Here is an 18589-nt window from a genome sequence, read left to right on the forward strand (position 1 = left end):
ACATTACCTGGCGACAACCTACTCTTCCACAAGGTCACCCCTGCAGTACCATCGGCGCATTGAAGCTTAACCTTCGTGTTCGGTATGGGAACGGGTGTTACCTTCATGCCATAATCACCAGATTGAGAATATAAATATTCTCTGAAAATTGCACAGTGAATTAGTCTTTTCGCTTACGCTCAAAGCCTCGCTTCTTTCTTACGAAAGAAGTATTTCGCATTACTTTTAATTATATATTTAGGTCAAGCCCTCGACTTATTAGTATTAGTCAGCTGAACATGTTACCATGCTTACACCTCTAACCTATCAACCTGGTGGTCTTCCAGGAGTCTTACTAACATCGCACTTACGTGCGAGTTATGGGAAATCTCATCTCAGGGTGGGCTTCACGCTTAGATGCTTTCAGCGTTTATCCCTTCCAAACATAGCTACCCAGCGATGCCACTGGCGTGACAACTGGTGCACCAGAGGTTTGTCCATCCCGGTCCTCTCGTACTAAGGACAGCTCCCTTCAAATTTCCTACGCCCGCGACGGATAGGGACCGAACTGTCTCACGACGTTCTGAACCCAGCTCGCGTGCCGCTTTAATGGGCGAACAGCCCAACCCTTGGGACCTACTTCAGCCCCAGGATGCGACGAGCCGACATCGAGGTGCCAAACCTCCCCGTCGATGTGGACTCTTGGGGGAGATCAGCCTGTTATCCCCGAGGTAGCTTTTATCCGTTGAGCGATGGCCCTCCCACGAGGTACCACCGGATCACTAAGCCCGACTTTCGTCCCTGCTCCACTTGTAAGTGTCGCAGTCAGGCTCCCTTCTGCCTTTGCACTCTTCGCGCGATTTCCAACCGCGCTGAGGGAACCTTTGGGCGCCTCCGTTACTTTTTTGGAGGCGACCGCCCCAGTCAAACTGCCCACCTAACAATGTCCTGTGACCAGATTCATGGCCTCCAGTTAGAACCTCAGTACTGTCAGGGTGGTATCCCAAGGATGACTCCACACAGGCTGACGCCCATGTTTCTCAGTCTCCCACCTATCCTGTACAGACAATACCGAAATTCAATGCTAAGCTACAGTAAAGCTCTACGGGGTCTTTCCGTCCAATCGCGGGTAGCAAGCATCTTCACTTGCACTACAATTTCGCCGGATGTGTTGTTGAGACAGTGCCCAAATCATTACGCCATTCGTGCGGGTCGGAACTTACCCGACAAGGAATTTCGCTACCTTAGGACCGTTATAGTTACGGCCGCCGTTTACTGGGGCTTAAGTTCATAGCCTCGCTTGCGCTAACTAATCCCCTTAACCTTCCAGCACCGGGCAGGCGTCAGCCCCTATACATCAGCTTTCGCTTTAGCAGAGACCTGTGTTTTTGCTAAACAGTTGCTTGGGCCTATTCTCTGCGACCTACTTTCGTAGGCACCCCTTCTCCCGAAGTTACGGGGTCAATTTGCCGAGTTCCTTAACAACAATTCTTCCGATGGTCTTAGGATTCTCTCCTCACCTACCTGTGTCGGTTTGCGGTACGGGCACCAATATCCTCGATAGAGACTTTTCTTGGCAGCGTGGAATCAGATACTTCAGGAATAAATTCCCTTCCCCATCACATCTCAGCGTTAAGAGCAAACGGATTTGCCTGTCTGCTCCGCCTAAATGCTTAGACACACATCCAATAGTGTGCACATCTTATCCTCCTGCGTCATCCCATTTCTAATAACGTCCATTGGTGGTATCGGAATATCAACCGATTGTCCATCACCTACGCCTTTCGGCCTCGGCTTAGGTCCCGACTAACCCTGAGAGGACGAGCCTTCCTCAGGAAACCTTAGGTTTTCGACCGTTAAGATTCTCACTTAACTCTCGCTACTCATGCCAACATTCTCACTTCTGTACCGTCCACCACTCCTTACGGTATGACTTCAGCCAGTACAGAAAGCTCCTCTACCGCGTACACAATTGTGTACACCCATAGCTTCGGTGGTAAGTTTTAGCCCCGGACATCTTCGGCGCAGGATCTCTTGACTAGTGAGCTATTACGCACTCTTTAAATGAGTGGCTGCTTCTGAGCCAACATCCTAGTTGTCTTAGAAATCCCACATCCTTTTCCACTTAACTTACACTTTGGGACCTTAGCTGATGGTCTGGGCTGTTTCCCTTTTGACTACGGATCTTATCATTCGCAGTCTGACTGCCGAAATAAAAGTATATGGCATTCGGAGTTTGATAGGGTTCAGTAACTGTTGTCAGCCCCTAGCCCATTCAGTGCTCTACCTCCATTACTCAATTAATCGACGCTAGCCCTAAAGCTATTTCGAGGAGAACCAGCTATCTCCGAGTTCGATTGGAATTTCTCCGCTATCCACAGCTCATCCCATGGTTTTTCAACACCAACGTGGTTCGGACCTCCACGGAATTTTACTTCCGCTTCATCCTGGCCATGGATAGGTCACCCGGTTTCGGGTCTACGACATGCAACTATGCGCCCTATTCAGACTTGGTTTCCCTTCGGCTCCGTACCTTAAGTACTTAACCTTGCTACATATCGTAACTCGTTGGCTCGTTCTACAAAAAGCACGCCGTCACACATATAAAGTGCTTCGACCGGTTGTAGGCACACGGTTTCAGGTTCTATTTCACTCCCCTTCCGGGGTTCTTTTCACCTTTCCCTCACGGTACTTCTTCACTATCGGTCACTAGGTAGTATTTAGCCTTGGGAGGTGGTCCTCCCAGCTTCCCACAAGGTTTCACGTGTCTCGTGGTACTCTGGATTAGATCTGACTGTTTTTCCTTTTCATTTACAGGCCTATTACCTTCTGCGGAGCAGCTTTCCAGCTATCTTCAATTAAGGAATTGCAGTATTTATGATCTATCCTCAACCCCCAGGTCAAAGACCTGGGTTTGGGCTCTTTCCCTTTCGCTCGCCGCTACTTAGGAAATCGATATTTCTTTCTCTTCCTCCGGGTACTTAGATGTTTCAGTTCCCCGGGTCTACCTCTGCATACCTATTTATTCAGTATGCAGTACATAGTTGTTACTATGTGGGTTCCCCCATTCGGAAATCTTTGGATCACAGGCTATTTGCGCCTACCCAAAGCTTATCGCAGCTTAACGCGTCCTTCTTCGGCTCCTAGTGCCAAGGCATTCGCCATGCGCCCTTTGTAGCTTGACCTTGATTCTGTCTATTTACATAGACGGTTATATTAATTTTGCGAAATTGTATTAAATTAATTTATAAACTACTTGCGTAGTTTTAATTTTTTTAAAACAACTTTTTTCACTGTGCAATTTTCAAAGAACATTTTAAGAAAAACTATTCATTATCTAACTCCTAAGAGTTAGATAAAATTAGTCTCTCAAAATTAAACAGAGAACTAGGTACGATTAATTACAATAGATATTTTTGAAGAACAAATTAATATTCTTCTATTGCATCGACCGAAGTCAATACATCTACTCCCTAGAAAGGAGGTGATCCAGCCGCAGGTTCTCCTACGGCTACCTTGTTACGACTTCACCCCAATCATCAATCCCACCTTCGGCCGCTGGCTCCTTACGGTTACCTCACGGACTTCGGGTGTTACCAACTCTCATGGTGTGACGGGCGGTGTGTACAAGGCCCGGGAACGTATTCACCGCGACATGCTGATTCGCGATTACTAGCAACTCCGGCTTCATGTAGGCGAGTTGCAGCCTACAATCCGAACTGGGATGAGTTTTTGAGTTTGGCTCCACCTTGCGGTCTTGCATCTCTTTGTACTCACCATTGTAGCACGTGTGTAGCCCTAGACATAAGGGGCATGATGATTTGACGTCATCCCCACCTTCCTCCCGGTTAACCCGGGCAGTCTCACTAGAGTGCTCAACTTAATGGTAGCAACTAATGATAAGGGTTGCGCTCGTTGCGGGACTTAACCCAACATCTCACGACACGAGCTGACGACAACCATGCACCACCTGTCACCCTGTCCCGAAGGACTTCGCCCATCTCTGGGTTATGCAGGGGATGTCAAGTCTAGGTAAGGTTCTTCGCGTTGCTTCGAATTAAACCACATGCTCCGCTGCTTGTGCGGGCCCCCGTCAATTCCTTTGAGTTTTAATCTTGCGATCGTACTCCCCAGGCGGAATACTTAATGTGTTAACGGCGGCACCGAGGTTCGACCCCCGACACCTAGTATTCATCGTTTACGGCGTGGACTACCAGGGTATCTAATCCTGTTTGCTCCCCACGCTTTCATGCCTCAGCGTCAGTTACAGTCCAGTAAGTCGCCTTCGCCACTGGTGTTCTTCCTAATCTCTACGCATTTCACCGCTACACTAGGAATTCCACTTACCTCTCCTGCACTCTAGACACCCAGTTTCAAATGCAGCACCCAAGTTAAGCTCGGGTATTTCACATCTGACTTAAATGTCCGCCTACGCATCCTTTACGCCCAGTAAATCCGGACAACGCTTGCCACCTACGTATTACCGCGGCTGCTGGCACGTAGTTAGCCGTGGCTTCCTCCTCTGGTACCGTCATTATCGTCCCAGAAGACAGAACTTTACAACCCGAAGGCCTTCATCATTCACGCGGCGTTGCTGCGTCAGGGTTTCCCCCATTGCGCAATATTCCCCACTGCTGCCTCCCGTAGGAGTCTGGACCGTGTCTCAGTTCCAATGTGGCCGATCACCCTCTCAGGTCGGCTACGCATCGTCGCCTTGGTGAGCCGTTACCTCACCAACTAGCTAATGCGCCGCGGGTCCATCTCAAAGTGGAATTTTCTAAAAGAAAAATCCTTTGATGTTTCGATCATGCGACCAAAACATATTATGCGGTATTAATCTCCCTTTCGGGAGGCTATTCCCCTCTTTGAGGCAGGTTACCCACGTGTTACTCACCCGTCCGCCGCTAATCCACCCCGAAAGGTTTCATCGCTCGACTTGCATGTGTTAGGCACGCCGCCAGCGTTCGTCCTGAGCCAGGATCAAACTCTCAATTTAAAAGTTTACACTTTTTTAGTTGAAATGATTAATCTGCGACAACTGTTAAGTTGATTCGCAAGCTCATTACATACTTTTAGTCTTACGACTAAATTTTACTTTATACTAAAGTAATTAACTGGTTTAACGAAATATTATTTCGCTATCTTTACCTATTTCTCTGTTTAATTTTCAAAGACCAATTTACTTTGTCATCATGTGACGACTTCTACTACTTTACCAGTTATTTAACCATCTGTCAACAGTTTTTTAATTTTTTAATTTAAATTCTCTGTTGTAATGATTACTTTCTCGCGGCTAAACTGTAGCAACATGTAATATCTTATCATAATTATTTTTATCTGTTTTATGATGTGTATTACTTATCTTAATATAAGTGCATAATAATCTTATTTTCTTACTTATTCTACGTTTTTCTCATATTGATACACTAGGATTAGTATACATATCATATACTTGTAAACTCATCCTAAACACTTAAATTCATAAAAATATCTATTCCAATAGCCATTCTAGTTATAAATAAAATTTCAATTATATTAGATTAGTTAACTGCTTTTAACCTTATAAAAAACCATTTGATCTCTCCATTCACCATTTATGTATAAATGTTTTTCACTTATACCAAGTTCTTTAAACCCACAACTACTTAAAACTCTTTGTGACTTTTCATTATCTATTAAAGTAGTTGCTTCTATTCTATGAAGCTCTAATTCTTCAAAAGCATATTTCATTACAAGTTTAACTGATTCTTTCATATATCCCTTACTTTGTTCCTTTTCATCCATAGAATAACCTATAAACGCATTTTTAAAACTGCCCATCACTATATTCGATATCTTTATTTTCCCAATAAGTTTGTTATTCTTGTATATCCCAAAATTCACAACATTACCATTCAAAAATTGTTTATAGCTCTCTTCTAAAGTACGTTTTTGGCTCTCTAAAGTATAAAACCTCTCATCTCTAGACGGTTCAAAAGGCCTTAGAAATTTTCTGTTTCTTAAATGAAACTCTAACACTTCTTCCGCATCACTTGGAATTAATGCATGAATCTTAATATTCATTCCTTTAATTGTAAGTTCCCTTTTTATTGAATTTTTTTTAAGTCCAAACTCATTTATACCAAACATCATTTGTGATTGATATTCAGATTTATTTACTACACTATCTGTGATAATACCTTCTAACTGAAATCCTAAATCAATAAAAGCACTAATATTTATACTTTCATGAACCATAACATTTACTTTGTTTAATCCCATATTTTTAAACAAAATACCCAGCATAAGATTTAACGTATCTTTTAAATACTCATAACCCCCATTATTGTGGTTATGAAATTTCAATCTAAACTGACAAAACTTATTTTTTTTATCTAATTCAACTATAAATATTCTTCCTAGTATAATATAATTACTATCCTTTATTATATACTCTCTATCATTACCTTTTAAAGCTTCTAAATTTACGTACTTACCTTTGTTCATCTTAAGCCCCTTTATCTACACTAAAATCATTAATTAAAGTTTAATAGTTGCTTTTCTTCATACCATTTATTATAACATAACCAATTATAATATTATATTTTTCTTCAATAGCTTTTAATTTTTTGTTATACTTGTAGCATAGTTGAAAAATAATTATAGAAGAAAGGTTTGAGCACAATGAATAAGCAAAATATTAATAAATTAAAACTTTTTCTAATGGGCCTAGAAAATAGATTTTCTGAAAACTGTCCAATATTTAAACAAATTGATACTACCTATATAACAGGTCTAAAAGAGTTTAAAGGAACAGGTATTTATGATAACGGAAATATTAAATATAATTTTAATGGAAAAACAGAAACTTTGAGTATAAATCAATTATTTTCTAACATAACTAAAGAAGCCGAAAGCTATGAATGCTTATCTCTAGTTTATAGTGAAAGAGGCTCTTCAATTTTAATCTCTGCAGATAATAAAAATGTAACTATGAAGAGCTTAAATGTGGATTTCGTAGAGGATGAAGACTTAAATACTATTTCTTCTAAATTACCCTCTACTCATATTAGTAGAACTACCTCCACTCTTTTGAATAGAGATTACTATATAAAGATTGGTAGTGCAGATGCTTTGTTAAAAGAAATAGGCATAATGAGCAAAGATGGTAAAATTAAAAATGATAAAATAAGAAAATATAATCAAATTGATCACTATGTAGAACTCTTAGAAGGAATTTTAGATAAGCTCCCACAACATCAAGTTATAAATATATTAGATTGTGGTTGTGGAAAATCTTATTTATCATTTGTACTAAACTATTATTTAACTGAAGTTAAAAAGAAAAAATGCCATTTTATTGGGCTAGATTACTCTAAACCTATAATAGACTCATCTAAAAACATGGCCAAAAACTTAAATTACAGGAATATGGAGTTCCATGCTATTGATATTAAAGATTATGAACCTGATAAAACTATACATGTAGTATTATCATTACACGCTTGTGACACTGCTACAGATATGGCATTAGCTCTAGGTATTAGAGTAAACTCTAATATAATCATTGCAGTTCCATGCTGCCATCGAGAATTTTTAAAGCAATATTCTTATGAACCCTTTAAAAACATACTAAAGCAGGGTGTATTTAAATCAAGAATGGCCGATATTTTAACAGATGGAATGCGTTCATTACTGCTAGAAGCTAAAGGATATGATGTTTCTGTAGTAGAATATATATCTCCTCTTGAAACACCTAAAAATCTAATGATAAGAGCCATAAAGACAAGTGAAGAAAATGATACAGCTATGGATGAATATATATCTTTAATGAGTAATTTAAATGTTTATCCAGCGTTATATTCGTTTTTGAATTAATGGTAAATATATTTACACAAATAATTTTCAACAAAAATAAGAGTGCATTAATTTTCACTCTTATTTTTGTTCATCCCAATAACATTAAATATTAATTTTTCCTTTTAACGACATTTCAGAAGGAAAGTCTCCCACTTCTATAAGTTGGAGTATAAATCCCCTTCTGGAGTCGTTAATTCATCTTCTTCGAAGCTGTTCAGCTCCGCAGGAGATGATTTAATTAAATCCTTAATAACTTCTCCACCAAGTATCATTCCTGCTACTGGAGGAACGAAAGATATACTACCTGGGATTTGTCTTTTTATAGCACACTTTTTTGAACCTCCTGTACATACACAACCTTCTTTACATGTTATAACCTCATCTAACTTTGGCCTCATAGGGGTTTCCTCTGAGTAAACAACCTTTAAGCTATCAATATTCCTCTTTCTTAGCTCCTGTCTTATAACCCTTGCAAGTGGACATACTTTTGTATCATAAATATCTGCGACTCTAAATAGCGTTGGATCTAATTTATTTCCAGTCCCTAAACAGCATATAATATTGATATTACGTTTTCTGCAGTGTTCAACTAATGATATTTTTGAAGCTACTGTATCGATAGCATCTACTACATAATCTGTGTCCTCAGTAATTATATCTCCCATATTATCTGCAGTTACGAATTTTTCATGAGTGATAACTTCACATTTAGGATTTATTTCGAGTATTCTATCCTTCATTACTAAAACCTTACTTTTGCCTATAGTTTTAAATGTAGCATGTATTTGTCTATTTAAGTTTGTTAAACAAATTGTATCATCATCTATTAATACCAATTTTCCAACACCTGCTCTTACTAATGCTTCAACTGTATAACTACCAACTCCACCTATTCCAAAAACTACTACTTTACTTTCTCGTAATTTATTTAAACTGTCCATACCTATGAGTAACTCTGTTCTTGACAATGAATGCTGTGGCATATGTTTCTCTCTCCTTTGAAATATATCTTATTTTAAGTATTATATGTTTTCATATTATAAAATTTATTAATAAAACAAATCAATTTCATAATTTAATTATACCCTATATATTTAAAAAGACCACGCATATGCGTGGTCTTTTTCCATTTCAACGGTTTTATTCTTATCATGATGTTAGATTATAGTTCGTGGACAAATATTCCACTTTGTAATTTAGGTTCAAACCAAGTTGATTTAGGAGGCATTACTTTCCCCGCATTTGCTATATCCATTAGATCATCCATAGTTGTAGGGCACATAGAAAATGCAACTTTCATTCCTTCTCTAACCCTTCTTTCTAATTCCCCAAGCCCTCTTATTCCACCTATGAAATCGATTCTTGAATTTGTTCTTGGATCATCAATATCTAAAATCGGATCTAGTAAATTCTTTTGAAGTATTGATACATCTAATCTTTCAACTGGATCACTCATATTAAAAGTCCCTTCTTTTGCTGACAGTTTGTACCATTTTCCCTCTAAGAACATTCCGTATGTTCTTTGCACTTCTGGTTTAAATTGGCCTTTACCTTCATATGGAGTTATATCAAATTTGTCAGTAACTTTATTTAAAAAATCTTCTGAAGAATTTCCATTTAAATCTGAAACAACTCTATTATAATCCATTACGTATAAATCATTATCTGGGAATATAACCGATAGGAAGAAATTAAATTCCTCATCACCAGTGTATGCTGGGTTATCTTTTCTTCTCTTTAGTCCAACTTTAACAGCTGAAGCTGATCTATGATGTCCGTCAGCTATATATAAATAATCTGTTTGCGTAAATACAGCTGATAGCTTATTTATAATTGCTTCCTCATCTATAACCCAAATAATTTGTGATACTCCATCTTCTGATTTATAATCATATACTGGTGTTTTTGTTTCTGTCCAATTTTTAACTATACTATCTATTTCATCTTTATGTCTATATGTTAAAAATATTGGTCCAGTATTACAATTTGTATAATCAACATGATTAAATCTATCAAGCTCTTTATCCGATCTTGTTAGCTCATGTTTTTTAATTGTATTATTTATATAATCATCAATTGAAGCACAAGCAACTATACCAGTTTGAGGTCTTCCATTCATTATTTGTCTATAAATATACATACAAGGTTTTTCATCTTGCATATACACTTTATCGCTAATCATTTTTTGAAGATTTTCTCTGGCTTTCAAATAAACTTGCTCACTGTGCGTATCTATACCTTGTGGTAAATCTATTTCTGGTTTATCGACATGTAGAAATGAATAAGGTTTTCCTTTTACCATTTCTCTAGCCTCTTCACTATCCATAACATCATAAGGGAGAGCTGCTACTTTCTCTACTAAACCTAATTGCGGTCTGTATGCTTTAAATGACTTTACTACTGCCATGATTATCCCTCCTGTGATTAATTAATTTATTTGAAAAATTCTAAAATAATACTTATTATCTCGGTACCTATTCTTGTTTGAGCTTCCTGCGTTGCAGCTCCAATATGTGGTGTTACAGAAACCTTTGGATGGTTAACTAAAGTTTCATTTTTAGTTGGTTCTTCAACAAAAACATCTACTCCAGCTCCTGCTAATTTGCCATTATCTAAAGCTTCTACTAAAGCATCTTCATCAACTACTCCACCTCTAGCACAGTTAATTAAGAATGATCCATCCTTCATCATATCTAATTGGTCTTTTCCTATAGTAGCCCCTTGATCTTTAATGAATGGTATATGTAATGATAAATAATCTGCTCTTTTTAATACATCATTTAACTCACAGAATTCGTACTCATCACAATCCTTAGCTTTACCTATTATATCTGTATATATGACCGTCATGCCAAGTGCAAATGCTTTTTTAGCTAGTTCTCTTGATATTCTTCCAAACCCAACTAAACCTAAAGTTTTTCCCGCAATTTCTACACCTACATATTTTTTCTTATCCCATTTGCCCTGTCTCATAGATACATTAGAAATATTAACAAATCTCGATACTGCAAACATATGAGCAAGCGTAAGTTCCGCTACAGATGCACTGCTTGCATTTGGAGTATTAGATACATTTATCCCTTTTTCTCTAGCATATGCTACGTCAATATTGTCAACGCCAACCCCTCCACGTATTATAAGCTTTAGTCTTCCCGCTTCTGCCGCTTTGTCGATTATTGGTTTTCTAACCTTTGTTGCAGATCTAACTACAATTACGTCAAATGATTTTAATGCTTCGCCCAAAACTTCTGGTTCATAAAACTTCTCAACAACTTCAAACCCTTTAGCTTTCAACTCTTTAACAGCATTTTTTTCCATACTATCAGTAACTAATACCCTAATCATGATTATCCTCCTCTTTATATAAAGAAATATTATCCTTTAATTTAGATACTTTAGTGGATTCTTAAACCAATTATATTATTTTCAATAATTACATAAACTCAAATTAAGAATGAAAAATCACATTACAATTTTTCATTCTTAATCTAATTGTTAATTATTTAAGTTCTAAAATTTCGGTTATTATTTTCAATAAATTTTTCACTTCTTCTGGTGTAGTTTCAGCCATATGAGCAATTCTAAATGTCTTATCTTTTAATTTTCCATAACCATTAGAAATAATAAAGCCTCTTTCACCTAATTTCTTATTTAAGTCAGAAATACTGATTCCTCTTGTGTTTTTAACATTAGTTAATGTATTTGACAAAAAGTTTTCATTAGCGAATATTTCAAAATATTTTCTAGCCCACTCTCTAACAAGTTCAGCACCAGCAATATGTCTATCATATCTGTTCTGTAAGCCTTCGTCTAATATCTTATCTAACTGATAATCTAAAGCAAACATATGTGCAAGTGAAGGCGTAGACGGATATTGATAATCCTTCTTTTGGATGCAATTATATAGTCCTAATAAATCAAAATATACTCCTCTGTTTGTAACTTGTTTAGCCCTTTCTACTGCTTTTTTTGAGAATGTGCAAATAGCCATTCCTGCAGGTAATCCTAAACATTTCTGAGTTGAAGTTATACAAATATCTATAGCCCATTCATCTACTTTTACTTCTGTTCCAGCAGCGTTACTTACTGTGTCAACGCATACTACAATTTCAGGGTATTTTTTGTAAACTGACGAAAGAACTTCCATATTATTCACGAGTCCTGTTGAAGTCTCATTCATAGTAATCGTTATTAAATCATATTTACCAGTTACTAATGCTTCTTCGATCATTTCTGGAGTTGTTGGTTGTCCCCATTCAGATTCAAATTTATCTGCTGGTACTCCATTATCCGTACACATTTCAAACCATCTGTTTCCAAATGCTCCTACTGAAAATATTGCTGCTCTCTTGGCTGTACATGAACGTACAGCACCTTCCATTAGACCACTTCCTGAACTAGTTGAAAGTAGTATTTCTTCTTTAGTATTAAACACTTTTCTCATTTTGTCGCTTATGTTTCTTTGTAGCTCCGATGCTTCCTTGCCTCTATGTGATATTTGAGGCGTAGCCATTTTTTGAAGTACGTCCTCTGCTACGTCTACTGGCCCCGGTATAAATAATCTTTTATGCATGATTCACCCTCCAAGTTTTACTTTTCCCATTTTTTGTTAACCTTATGATTTGTCTTGAAGTCTAACAACTATTTTAACACTTAAATATAAATTTCTCAATATATTTAAAATAAATGTTATGAATATTCTATATTTAATACGCAATTCTATATTAGTATATCATTTGCTTTATTATTTGTTTTTAAATTACTTTTATCATTATTTTACACTAAAGTTTTCGCTTTGTTATGATGTGTAACTCCCACTTAGAAGTGGGAGACTTTCTTGTGGAATGCCTCTAAAATATTAGTGATTTAATACTTGCATTAACCTTGATCTAATCCTGCTAAAACTTTGTCATATAAATTGATTTCACATTTATTGTTTTTTAAATGCTGGCAATTATCACAGCTTTTACTAAATGATGTTCCTATTGAAGATTGAAATCCTGTTCCTACCGAGTCATATCCCTTACAGCTATTTGCTACATGTGTCATCTGTTCTATATTTGGCATAATATTGTTCCTCCTTATATTTTAAAACTTAATTAATTTCTCCTTATTATTTCCCTACTTTCATCAAATAATTCCTCTATACATTTTTATCTTACAAAATTACCACAACTATTATAACTTTCAGCCCCATATTTAAAAAATTATATATTACCAAAACTTATCTAATCTAAATAATTTTAATTTTTTTATAATTTCATGTAAATTAAATAAAGCTACCAAAACATAAACTGTTCTAGTAGCTTTATATGCTATTTAAAATAGCATATTTATTATATTAATAGCCTATTGCTTTTATATGCTCTTCAAGTTTTTACAACTTTCATCCTACTACCTTATTCAAGGTTATCCCACCAGTAATCTTTTATGTTAATTATAGATTCAGTTTCTCTACAGTATTTTGTAGTTAAACACTGCCTTAAATTTCTAGGGCATCTTTTGCATAAACAGTCCACGTCTCCTCCATTACACTGTTTTGTAGAAGCTTCAGGACATTTATCACAGTTATCTCCACCTACAGCCATTTTATCACCTACCATTTTAATCAAAATTGTTTTATCAATAGTTACTTTATTTTATGCTATTTTTCTTCATTCTCTGTCTCGTAAATCGTTCTATACTTAATCATTATTTCATTTAAAATATCTGCTACTATTGGGGGGGTATATGTAATTGCATTAGCCCCTGCTTTTATAGTTTCCCTTATAGTTTCATTATTGGGACCACCTGTCGCAATTATAGGAAAATCGGGATGTTTTTCTCTTATTTTTTCAACTATATATGCTGTCTTTTTAGCACCTGAAACATTAATTATAGTTGCTCCGGCATTTATCCTAGCCTCTGTATCTTCAAATTCTGACACAACTGTAACTATTATTGGAATATCTACAGTTCTCCTTACTTGTCTTATAACATCATTTGATATAGGACTATTGACAACTACACCCATAGCACCTTTAAATTCAGCATCTAGTGCTAAATTTGTCACCCTTCTCCCTGTAGTAATCCCTCCTCCAACGCCACAAAACACTGGTACATCTGCTGCTAATACTAAGGCTTCTGTTATAATGGGCTGAGGTGTAAATGGATATACTGCAATAATTGCATCCGCATTTGTATTTCTTATAACTGCAACATCTGTAGTAAAAACAAAAGATTTTAACCTTTTCCCAAATATTACAATCCCACTAGCATCCCTAATTGCACTTGGTAGTTCTATCATATGGCTCCTCAAACTCCCTGTTATTTGAGGCACTTTTTTACTTAAATTTTTACATTCAATGTTTTTTTCCATTTTTATCCTTCTCTCTTTTTATAATTATTTAATATTAACACTAATATAATATTTAATCTAATTATTACGAAGCTACTAACATTTTATTAATATCCCCATTATAATTATACTTATAATGGGGATTTAATTCTACCCTTAATACTTATATTATTTTATTTGTACTAGTAATTCTTTTGCCTTTACTATAAAATAATTACATAGGGTTTACGTTTATAAATTAAGGAGGTCTTTGATGCGAATAAAAGTTCATTCTACCTATTATATGTTTATTTGCTTATCTTTATTTTTCATGATTTTAGCATTTTTTATGGACACCCCAACGGAAATTTTCATAGGTTTTAAAAAAATACTTTTTGAATCTAATATACTAATTACAGATTATGTAGAACTTGCAGGCATTGGCGCTACCTTTTTTAATATGTCTTTAGTAGTTTTAGCCTCTATATTCATACTTGTATATGTAGGAATAAAACCAAATGGTTCCACTGTAGCCGCACTATTTACAATGGCAGGCTTCTCTCTTTTTGGAAAAAGCATTGTAAACATCTGGCCAATAATATTTGGGGTTTGGTTATATTCTAGATATCAAAAAGAAAAGTTTATAAATTATGTTTTAATAGCACTATTTGGAACAACTTTATCTCCTACCGTTAATCAATTATCATTTTTAGGTCATTTACCCTTTCTAGGAAATATAATAATAGGAATATTAATAAGCACTTTTATCGGCTTTATTTTCCCTCCAATGGCAGCTTATTGTCTAAAGCTTCACCAAGGTTATAATCTTTATAATATAGGTTTCGCAGCTGGCCTTCTTGCAACCTTGGTCATGTCTTTATTAAGAGCTTTTGGTATAAACTTTGAAAGTCGGTTACTTTGGTCTACAGGAAATAATTTATTTTTTTCTATAATATTAATTTCCTTATTCATACTAATGATAATAGTTGGATTCATACATAATGATAAAAGTTTTAAAAACTTATTTAAACTTTATAAACAACCTGGTAGACTAGTAAGTGATTATTATCTTTTATTTGGACGTGGACTTACTATGATAAACATGGGTATTCTAGGCGTATATTCAACTATTTACGTACTCATAATTGGAGGGGATTTAAATGGTCCTACTATAGGTGGAATATTAACCATTGTTGGTTTTGGATCATTTGGAAAGCACCTACGAAATGTATTTCCTGTTATGATAGGCGCAACACTTGCATCTCTATTAAATATTTGGCAATTCAGTTCACCTGGAATGCTATTAGGCATCTTATTTAGTTCAACATTAGCTCCTATTTCAGGTCAATTTGGATGGGTTTATGGTGCTATTGCCGGATTTTTACACATTTGCTTGTCTATGAATATTAGCTATCTTCATGGTGGCTTAAATCTATACAATAACGGTTTTTCAGGAGGAATAGTATGTATAATCCTTATTCCAATTATTACTGCCTTTAGAAAGGAGGTTGATTAATATTGAAACATACAGATCAACGAAATATTAAAATAGTAACCGAATTAATGGGTTATTGTTATAAACATGGTTCAGATAATGTTCGCATTGATATAAGTAAAGAAAATAAAAAAATAATCATATTTATAAGAGCACAACTTTCATTTATATCCAAAGAAAATCTTGAGCTTTTAGAAGAATCACTAACTGCACCAAGATGTCATGAAATGGAAGAATACTATTGGAATCTTACAGGGGATAGTGATACATGTACAGAACTTACCCTTGTAGGTATGATGATTGATGAATCTAACATAAATTATGTAGATGGCGAGTATCTAGAGATACTTTTAACTAGGATTCCATAAATAACTTTAAATAGCTAGGTTATATTACTTTGCATTTAACAATTTCAGAAGATTAAACATTTATTAATTTTGAGTCTTCTGAAATATCGTTAACCTTTCACAGTGGATTTTAAATTATTTTATGAAATTCACTCTTTCTATTTGATATGGCAGTAGTTGGCCTATATATCACATCTATACGCCTCTTCTCCCTTATATTCAATTTCCTTCAGCAATTTTCTTACAACCCTTTTCCCTATTTCGTCTTCACTCATTTCACATATGGCATCATCTATTTTTTCCCACTCAGCCCAATCAACTTCAGGAGACTTATTTATTTCACCTTCAACATACTTAGCCATAAAAGTTAACATTATAATTTCTTTAGAAGCTAAATAATCACTCCCCAAATATTTTACCTCTCCAACTATTATTCCAGTCTCCTCTTTAACTTCTCTATGAACAGTTTCCTCAACAGATTCTCCAGTATTTACATATCCTGATACTAATACCTTTGAATTCTTAAAAGTGTAGTTTTGTTTAAGAAGTAAAATTTCTTTACCCTTGACAACTGCAACTACCACACATGGCTTTGGTGTGTCGAAATACATAATATCATCCACAGGGCAATATGGAACTGACCCTTCATCCCAGCTATCTTTCTCTATTAATTCTTTTCCACAAATTGGGCAATATATAAATTTCAAACTTTTACCTCCTCAATTTCCATGTTCTTAACCAACATGTTCTTTAACATTCTAATTCAATTATTGCTTACTTTAAAACAAATGTCATCACATTTCTTAAATCATTATCTTCTAAGCTACACTAAATTATCGCCTGCGGTGCATCAATATCAGCGACTTCATAAGAATATTTATATTCTCTGAAGTTTTTCTTTGTTTAGTCCGTAACCCTCTCTTATAGAAGATGGAGACTTTCCTTCTATAATTTCGTTAAGGTTATAAACTAACTTCAACGGGACTACTTAAAGTTATAAACTTTTCACCAACTTCACATTCGTAAGCAAAAATATCAACACCATTTTTGCATGCTAATCTTAATGCTTCTCCAAACGCTACATCCATATCATCATATGGAGAGAATTTTTTTATATTGCTCATTTGAATAAGAAATAGTACTCCAGCTCCAAATCCTCTTTTTTTAGCCTCTATAAGCTCTAATAAGTGTTTTCTGCCTCTCTCTGTAGGTGCATCTGGAAACTTAGTTTTACCATCTATTTCAAATGTAACCCCTTTTACCTCGAGATAATATTCTTCATCCATGTCATTAGATAGTTTAAAATCAAATCTACTATTTCCAAAAGTCTTTTCTCTTTGTATTATATTATATTTAACCAGATTTTGTATTTTTTTGTCTTTTAATGCCTCTTCAACAACTTTATTAGGCATTTGTGAATCTATATTAATGATCTTATTATCTTTATACCCTGAAATTAGATCGTATAATGTTTTTCTAGTAGGATTAAGCTCTTCTCTTAATAGAACTGTGGAGCCTGGAATTAGTATTTCCTTACATCTTCCCGTATTAGGAACATGTACTATTATTTCTTCGCCATTAAGATTTACATACGCTTGAAATCTATTTGGTCTTCTTATAAATTCAGCAACAAAAACCCTATTATTTATAAACATAATTTCATCTCCATTTTTTAAATATACACTAATAAATAAAAATAATCAACATTATCCACAATCATAATATTATTTTATGTAAAAATATTGATTATTATATAACGCCATAAAAAAGCCCTTGCTTTTGCAAGAACTTTTTTATGGTGACTCCTAGGGGAATTGAACCCCTGTTACCACCGTGAAAGGGTGGTGTCTTAACCGCTTGACCAAGGAGCCTTATAAAATTTGGTGGCTTACCGGGGAATCGAACCCCGGACACCATGATTAAAAGTCATGTGCTCTACCAACTGAGCTAGTAAACCATAATGGCTGGGATAGCAGGATTTGAACCTACGGATGCCACAGTCAAAGTGTGGTGCCTTACCGCTTGGCGATACCCCAATATTGTATGGTGCGTCTTAAGGGATTCGAACCCCTGGCCCACGCCTTAGAAGGGCGTTGCTCTATCCAACTGAGCTAAAGACGCATATTAAATAAAATGGAGCGGGTAGAGGGAATCGAACCCTCGTAATTAGCTTGGAAGGCTAACACTCTACCATTGAGTTATACCCGCTTATATAAACATGGTGCAGGTGAAGGGACTTGAACCCCCATGCCGTAAAGCGCTAGATCCTAAGTCTAGTGCGTCTGCCATTCCGCCACACCTGCATACATATGGTGACTCCTAGGGGAATTGAACCCCTGTTACCACCGTGAAAGGGTGGTGTCTTAACCGCTTGACCAAGGAGCCTTATAAAATACTGAAATATTCTTATTTTAGTATTGACCTGGCGACAACCTACTCTTCCACAAGGTCACCCCTGCAGTACCATCGGCGCATTGAAGCTTAACCTTCGTGTTCGGTATGGGAACGGGTGTTACCTTCATGCCATAATCACCAGATTTATTTTTAGAAACAATAATTGAGAATCTACCGTCGTTGACTACGGATATTAGATATAAAATATATTCTCATTAT

At 35.7% G+C, this 18589-nt stretch carries 13 protein-coding genes, 7 tRNA genes and 4 rRNA genes; 3 read left to right on the plus strand and 21 right to left on the minus strand.

The genetic code is table 11. From position 1 onward, the window contains the following. Positions 1-5: 5 nt before the first annotated feature. The 4 genes from rrf (ACWJJT_RS10805) to ACWJJT_RS10820 all read right to left on the minus strand — a co-directional run bounded on the left by rrf (ACWJJT_RS10805) (position 6) and on the right by ACWJJT_RS10820 (position 6465). Positions 6-122, minus strand: a 5S ribosomal RNA gene (rrf, locus tag ACWJJT_RS10805). Between the two features lie 116 nt (positions 123-238). Further along, positions 239-3164 (minus strand): 23S ribosomal RNA (locus tag ACWJJT_RS10810). A gap of 292 nt (positions 3165-3456) precedes the next feature. Next, positions 3457-4975: ribosomal RNA gene (locus ACWJJT_RS10815) — 16S ribosomal RNA — on the minus strand. The 16S, 23S and 5S rRNA genes sit together here, the layout of an rRNA operon. Positions 4976-5523: 548 nt before the next feature. Then, positions 5524-6465: a GNAT family N-acetyltransferase gene (locus ACWJJT_RS10820; RefSeq protein WP_462954730.1), complete on the minus strand. Its 942-nt coding sequence runs from the start codon at positions 6463-6465 to the stop codon at positions 5524-5526. A gap of 177 nt (positions 6466-6642) precedes the next feature. On the opposite strand from ACWJJT_RS10820, the gene ACWJJT_RS10825 reads away from it, so the two are divergent. After that, the gene (locus tag ACWJJT_RS10825) at positions 6643-7836 is read left to right on the plus strand and encodes a class I SAM-dependent methyltransferase (RefSeq protein WP_462954731.1); all 1194 of its coding nucleotides are present in this window, start codon (positions 6643-6645) and stop codon (positions 7834-7836) included. A gap of 137 nt (positions 7837-7973) precedes the next feature. Here ACWJJT_RS10825 and ACWJJT_RS10830 read toward each other — a convergent pair whose 3' ends face one another. The 7 genes from ACWJJT_RS10830 to ACWJJT_RS10860 all read right to left on the minus strand — a co-directional run bounded on the left by ACWJJT_RS10830 (position 7974) and on the right by ACWJJT_RS10860 (position 14176). Beyond that, on the minus strand, positions 7974-8801 hold the full coding sequence (locus ACWJJT_RS10830) for a tRNA threonylcarbamoyladenosine dehydratase (protein ID WP_462954732.1): 828 nt from the start codon (positions 8799-8801) through the stop codon (positions 7974-7976). Between the two features lie 179 nt (positions 8802-8980). Continuing rightward, positions 8981-10225 carry a DUF1015 domain-containing protein gene (locus tag ACWJJT_RS10835; protein WP_216304489.1) on the minus strand — a complete coding sequence of 415 codons (1245 nt, stop codon included), beginning with the start codon at positions 10223-10225 and terminating at the stop codon, positions 8981-8983. A gap of 26 nt (positions 10226-10251) precedes the next feature. After that, entirely contained in the window at positions 10252-11163 is a 912-nt protein-coding gene (locus ACWJJT_RS10840; protein ID WP_216304487.1) for a D-2-hydroxyacid dehydrogenase, read from the minus strand. 154 nt (positions 11164-11317) lie between these two features. Continuing rightward, positions 11318-12391 (minus strand): pyridoxal-phosphate-dependent aminotransferase family protein, encoded by a 1074-nt coding sequence (locus ACWJJT_RS10845; RefSeq protein ID WP_462954733.1) that lies wholly within the window; start codon positions 12389-12391, stop codon positions 11318-11320. Positions 12392-12696: 305 nt separating this feature from the next. Next, entirely contained in the window at positions 12697-12885 is a 189-nt protein-coding gene (locus tag ACWJJT_RS10850; protein WP_462954734.1) for a hypothetical protein, read from the minus strand. Between the two features lie 332 nt (positions 12886-13217). After that, complete coding sequence (locus tag ACWJJT_RS10855; protein WP_165414545.1) at positions 13218-13406, minus strand: hypothetical protein; 189 nt, start codon at positions 13404-13406, stop codon at positions 13218-13220. Between the two features lie 56 nt (positions 13407-13462). Continuing rightward, positions 13463-14176, minus strand: coding sequence for a beta/alpha barrel domain-containing protein (locus tag ACWJJT_RS10860; RefSeq protein WP_462954735.1), 714 nt, complete (start codon positions 14174-14176; stop codon positions 13463-13465). Between the two features lie 232 nt (positions 14177-14408). Here ACWJJT_RS10860 and ACWJJT_RS10865 point away from each other — a divergent pair, with 232 nt between their 5' ends. Beyond that, positions 14409-15650, plus strand: coding sequence for a DUF1576 domain-containing protein (locus ACWJJT_RS10865; protein WP_462954736.1), 1242 nt, complete (start codon positions 14409-14411; stop codon positions 15648-15650). Between the two features lie 2 nt (positions 15651-15652). Beyond that, the gene (locus ACWJJT_RS10870) at positions 15653-15997 is read left to right on the plus strand and encodes a hypothetical protein (protein WP_462954737.1); all 345 of its coding nucleotides are present in this window, start codon (positions 15653-15655) and stop codon (positions 15995-15997) included. A gap of 161 nt (positions 15998-16158) precedes the next feature. On the opposite strand, the gene ACWJJT_RS10875 is transcribed toward ACWJJT_RS10870, so the two are convergent. The 10 genes from ACWJJT_RS10875 to rrf (ACWJJT_RS10920) form a co-directional block, all read right to left on the minus strand. Further along, on the minus strand, positions 16159-16683 hold the full coding sequence (locus ACWJJT_RS10875) for an NAD(+) diphosphatase (RefSeq protein WP_462954738.1): 525 nt from the start codon (positions 16681-16683) through the stop codon (positions 16159-16161). 255 nt (positions 16684-16938) lie between these two features. Further along, complete coding sequence (gene sfsA, locus ACWJJT_RS10880; protein ID WP_462954739.1) at positions 16939-17631, minus strand: DNA/RNA nuclease SfsA; 693 nt, start codon at positions 17629-17631, stop codon at positions 16939-16941. A 141-nt stretch (positions 17632-17772) separates the two neighbouring features. Beyond that, positions 17773-17847: transfer RNA gene (locus tag ACWJJT_RS10885), tRNA-Glu, on the minus strand. Positions 17848-17857: 10 nt separating this feature from the next. Next, a tRNA-Lys gene (locus ACWJJT_RS10890) sits at positions 17858-17933 on the minus strand. A gap of 4 nt (positions 17934-17937) precedes the next feature. After that, positions 17938-18012, minus strand: a tRNA-Gln gene (locus ACWJJT_RS10895). Between the two features lie 8 nt (positions 18013-18020). Further along, positions 18021-18097, minus strand: a tRNA-Arg gene (locus ACWJJT_RS10900). Positions 18098-18110: 13 nt separating this feature from the next. Next, positions 18111-18184 (minus strand) — tRNA-Gly (locus ACWJJT_RS10905). A gap of 11 nt (positions 18185-18195) precedes the next feature. Next, positions 18196-18279, minus strand: a tRNA-Leu gene (locus tag ACWJJT_RS10910). Positions 18280-18286: 7 nt separating this feature from the next. Continuing rightward, positions 18287-18361, minus strand: a tRNA-Glu gene (locus ACWJJT_RS10915). Between the two features lie 35 nt (positions 18362-18396). Continuing rightward, positions 18397-18513, minus strand: a 5S ribosomal RNA gene (gene rrf / locus ACWJJT_RS10920). Positions 18514-18589: the final 76 nt, after the last annotated feature.

It is taken from the genome of Clostridium sp. CM041, from assembly GCF_055081035.1.

What these genes read in the sequence shown, in the direction of transcription:
- ACWJJT_RS10830 (WP_462954732.1), bottom strand. Translation starts at nt 8,801, where the DNA reads ATGCCACAGCATTCATTGTCAAGAACAGAGTTACTCATAGGTATGGAC.
- ACWJJT_RS10845 (WP_462954733.1), bottom strand. Translation starts at nt 12,391, where the DNA reads ATGCATAAAAGATTATTTATACCGGGGCCAGTAGACGTAGCAGAGGAC.
- ACWJJT_RS10825 (WP_462954731.1), top strand. Translation starts at nt 6,643, where the DNA reads ATGAATAAGCAAAATATTAATAAATTAAAACTTTTTCTAATGGGCCTA.
- ACWJJT_RS10840 (WP_216304487.1), bottom strand. Translation starts at nt 11,163, where the DNA reads ATGATTAGGGTATTAGTTACTGATAGTATGGAAAAAAATGCTGTTAAA.
- ACWJJT_RS10820 (WP_462954730.1), bottom strand. Translation starts at nt 6,465, where the DNA reads ATGAACAAAGGTAAGTACGTAAATTTAGAAGCTTTAAAAGGTAATGAT.
- ACWJJT_RS10855 (WP_165414545.1), bottom strand. Translation starts at nt 13,406, where the DNA reads ATGGCTGTAGGTGGAGATAACTGTGATAAATGTCCTGAAGCTTCTACA.
- ACWJJT_RS10850 (WP_462954734.1), bottom strand. Translation starts at nt 12,885, where the DNA reads ATGCCAAATATAGAACAGATGACACATGTAGCAAATAGCTGTAAGGGA.
- ACWJJT_RS10835 (WP_216304489.1), bottom strand. Translation starts at nt 10,225, where the DNA reads ATGGCAGTAGTAAAGTCATTTAAAGCATACAGACCGCAATTAGGTTTA.
- sfsA (WP_462954739.1), bottom strand. Translation starts at nt 17,631, where the DNA reads ATGTTTATAAATAATAGGGTTTTTGTTGCTGAATTTATAAGAAGACCA.
- ACWJJT_RS10860 (WP_462954735.1), bottom strand. Translation starts at nt 14,176, where the DNA reads ATGGAAAAAAACATTGAATGTAAAAATTTAAGTAAAAAAGTGCCTCAA.
- ACWJJT_RS10865 (WP_462954736.1), top strand. Translation starts at nt 14,409, where the DNA reads ATGCGAATAAAAGTTCATTCTACCTATTATATGTTTATTTGCTTATCT.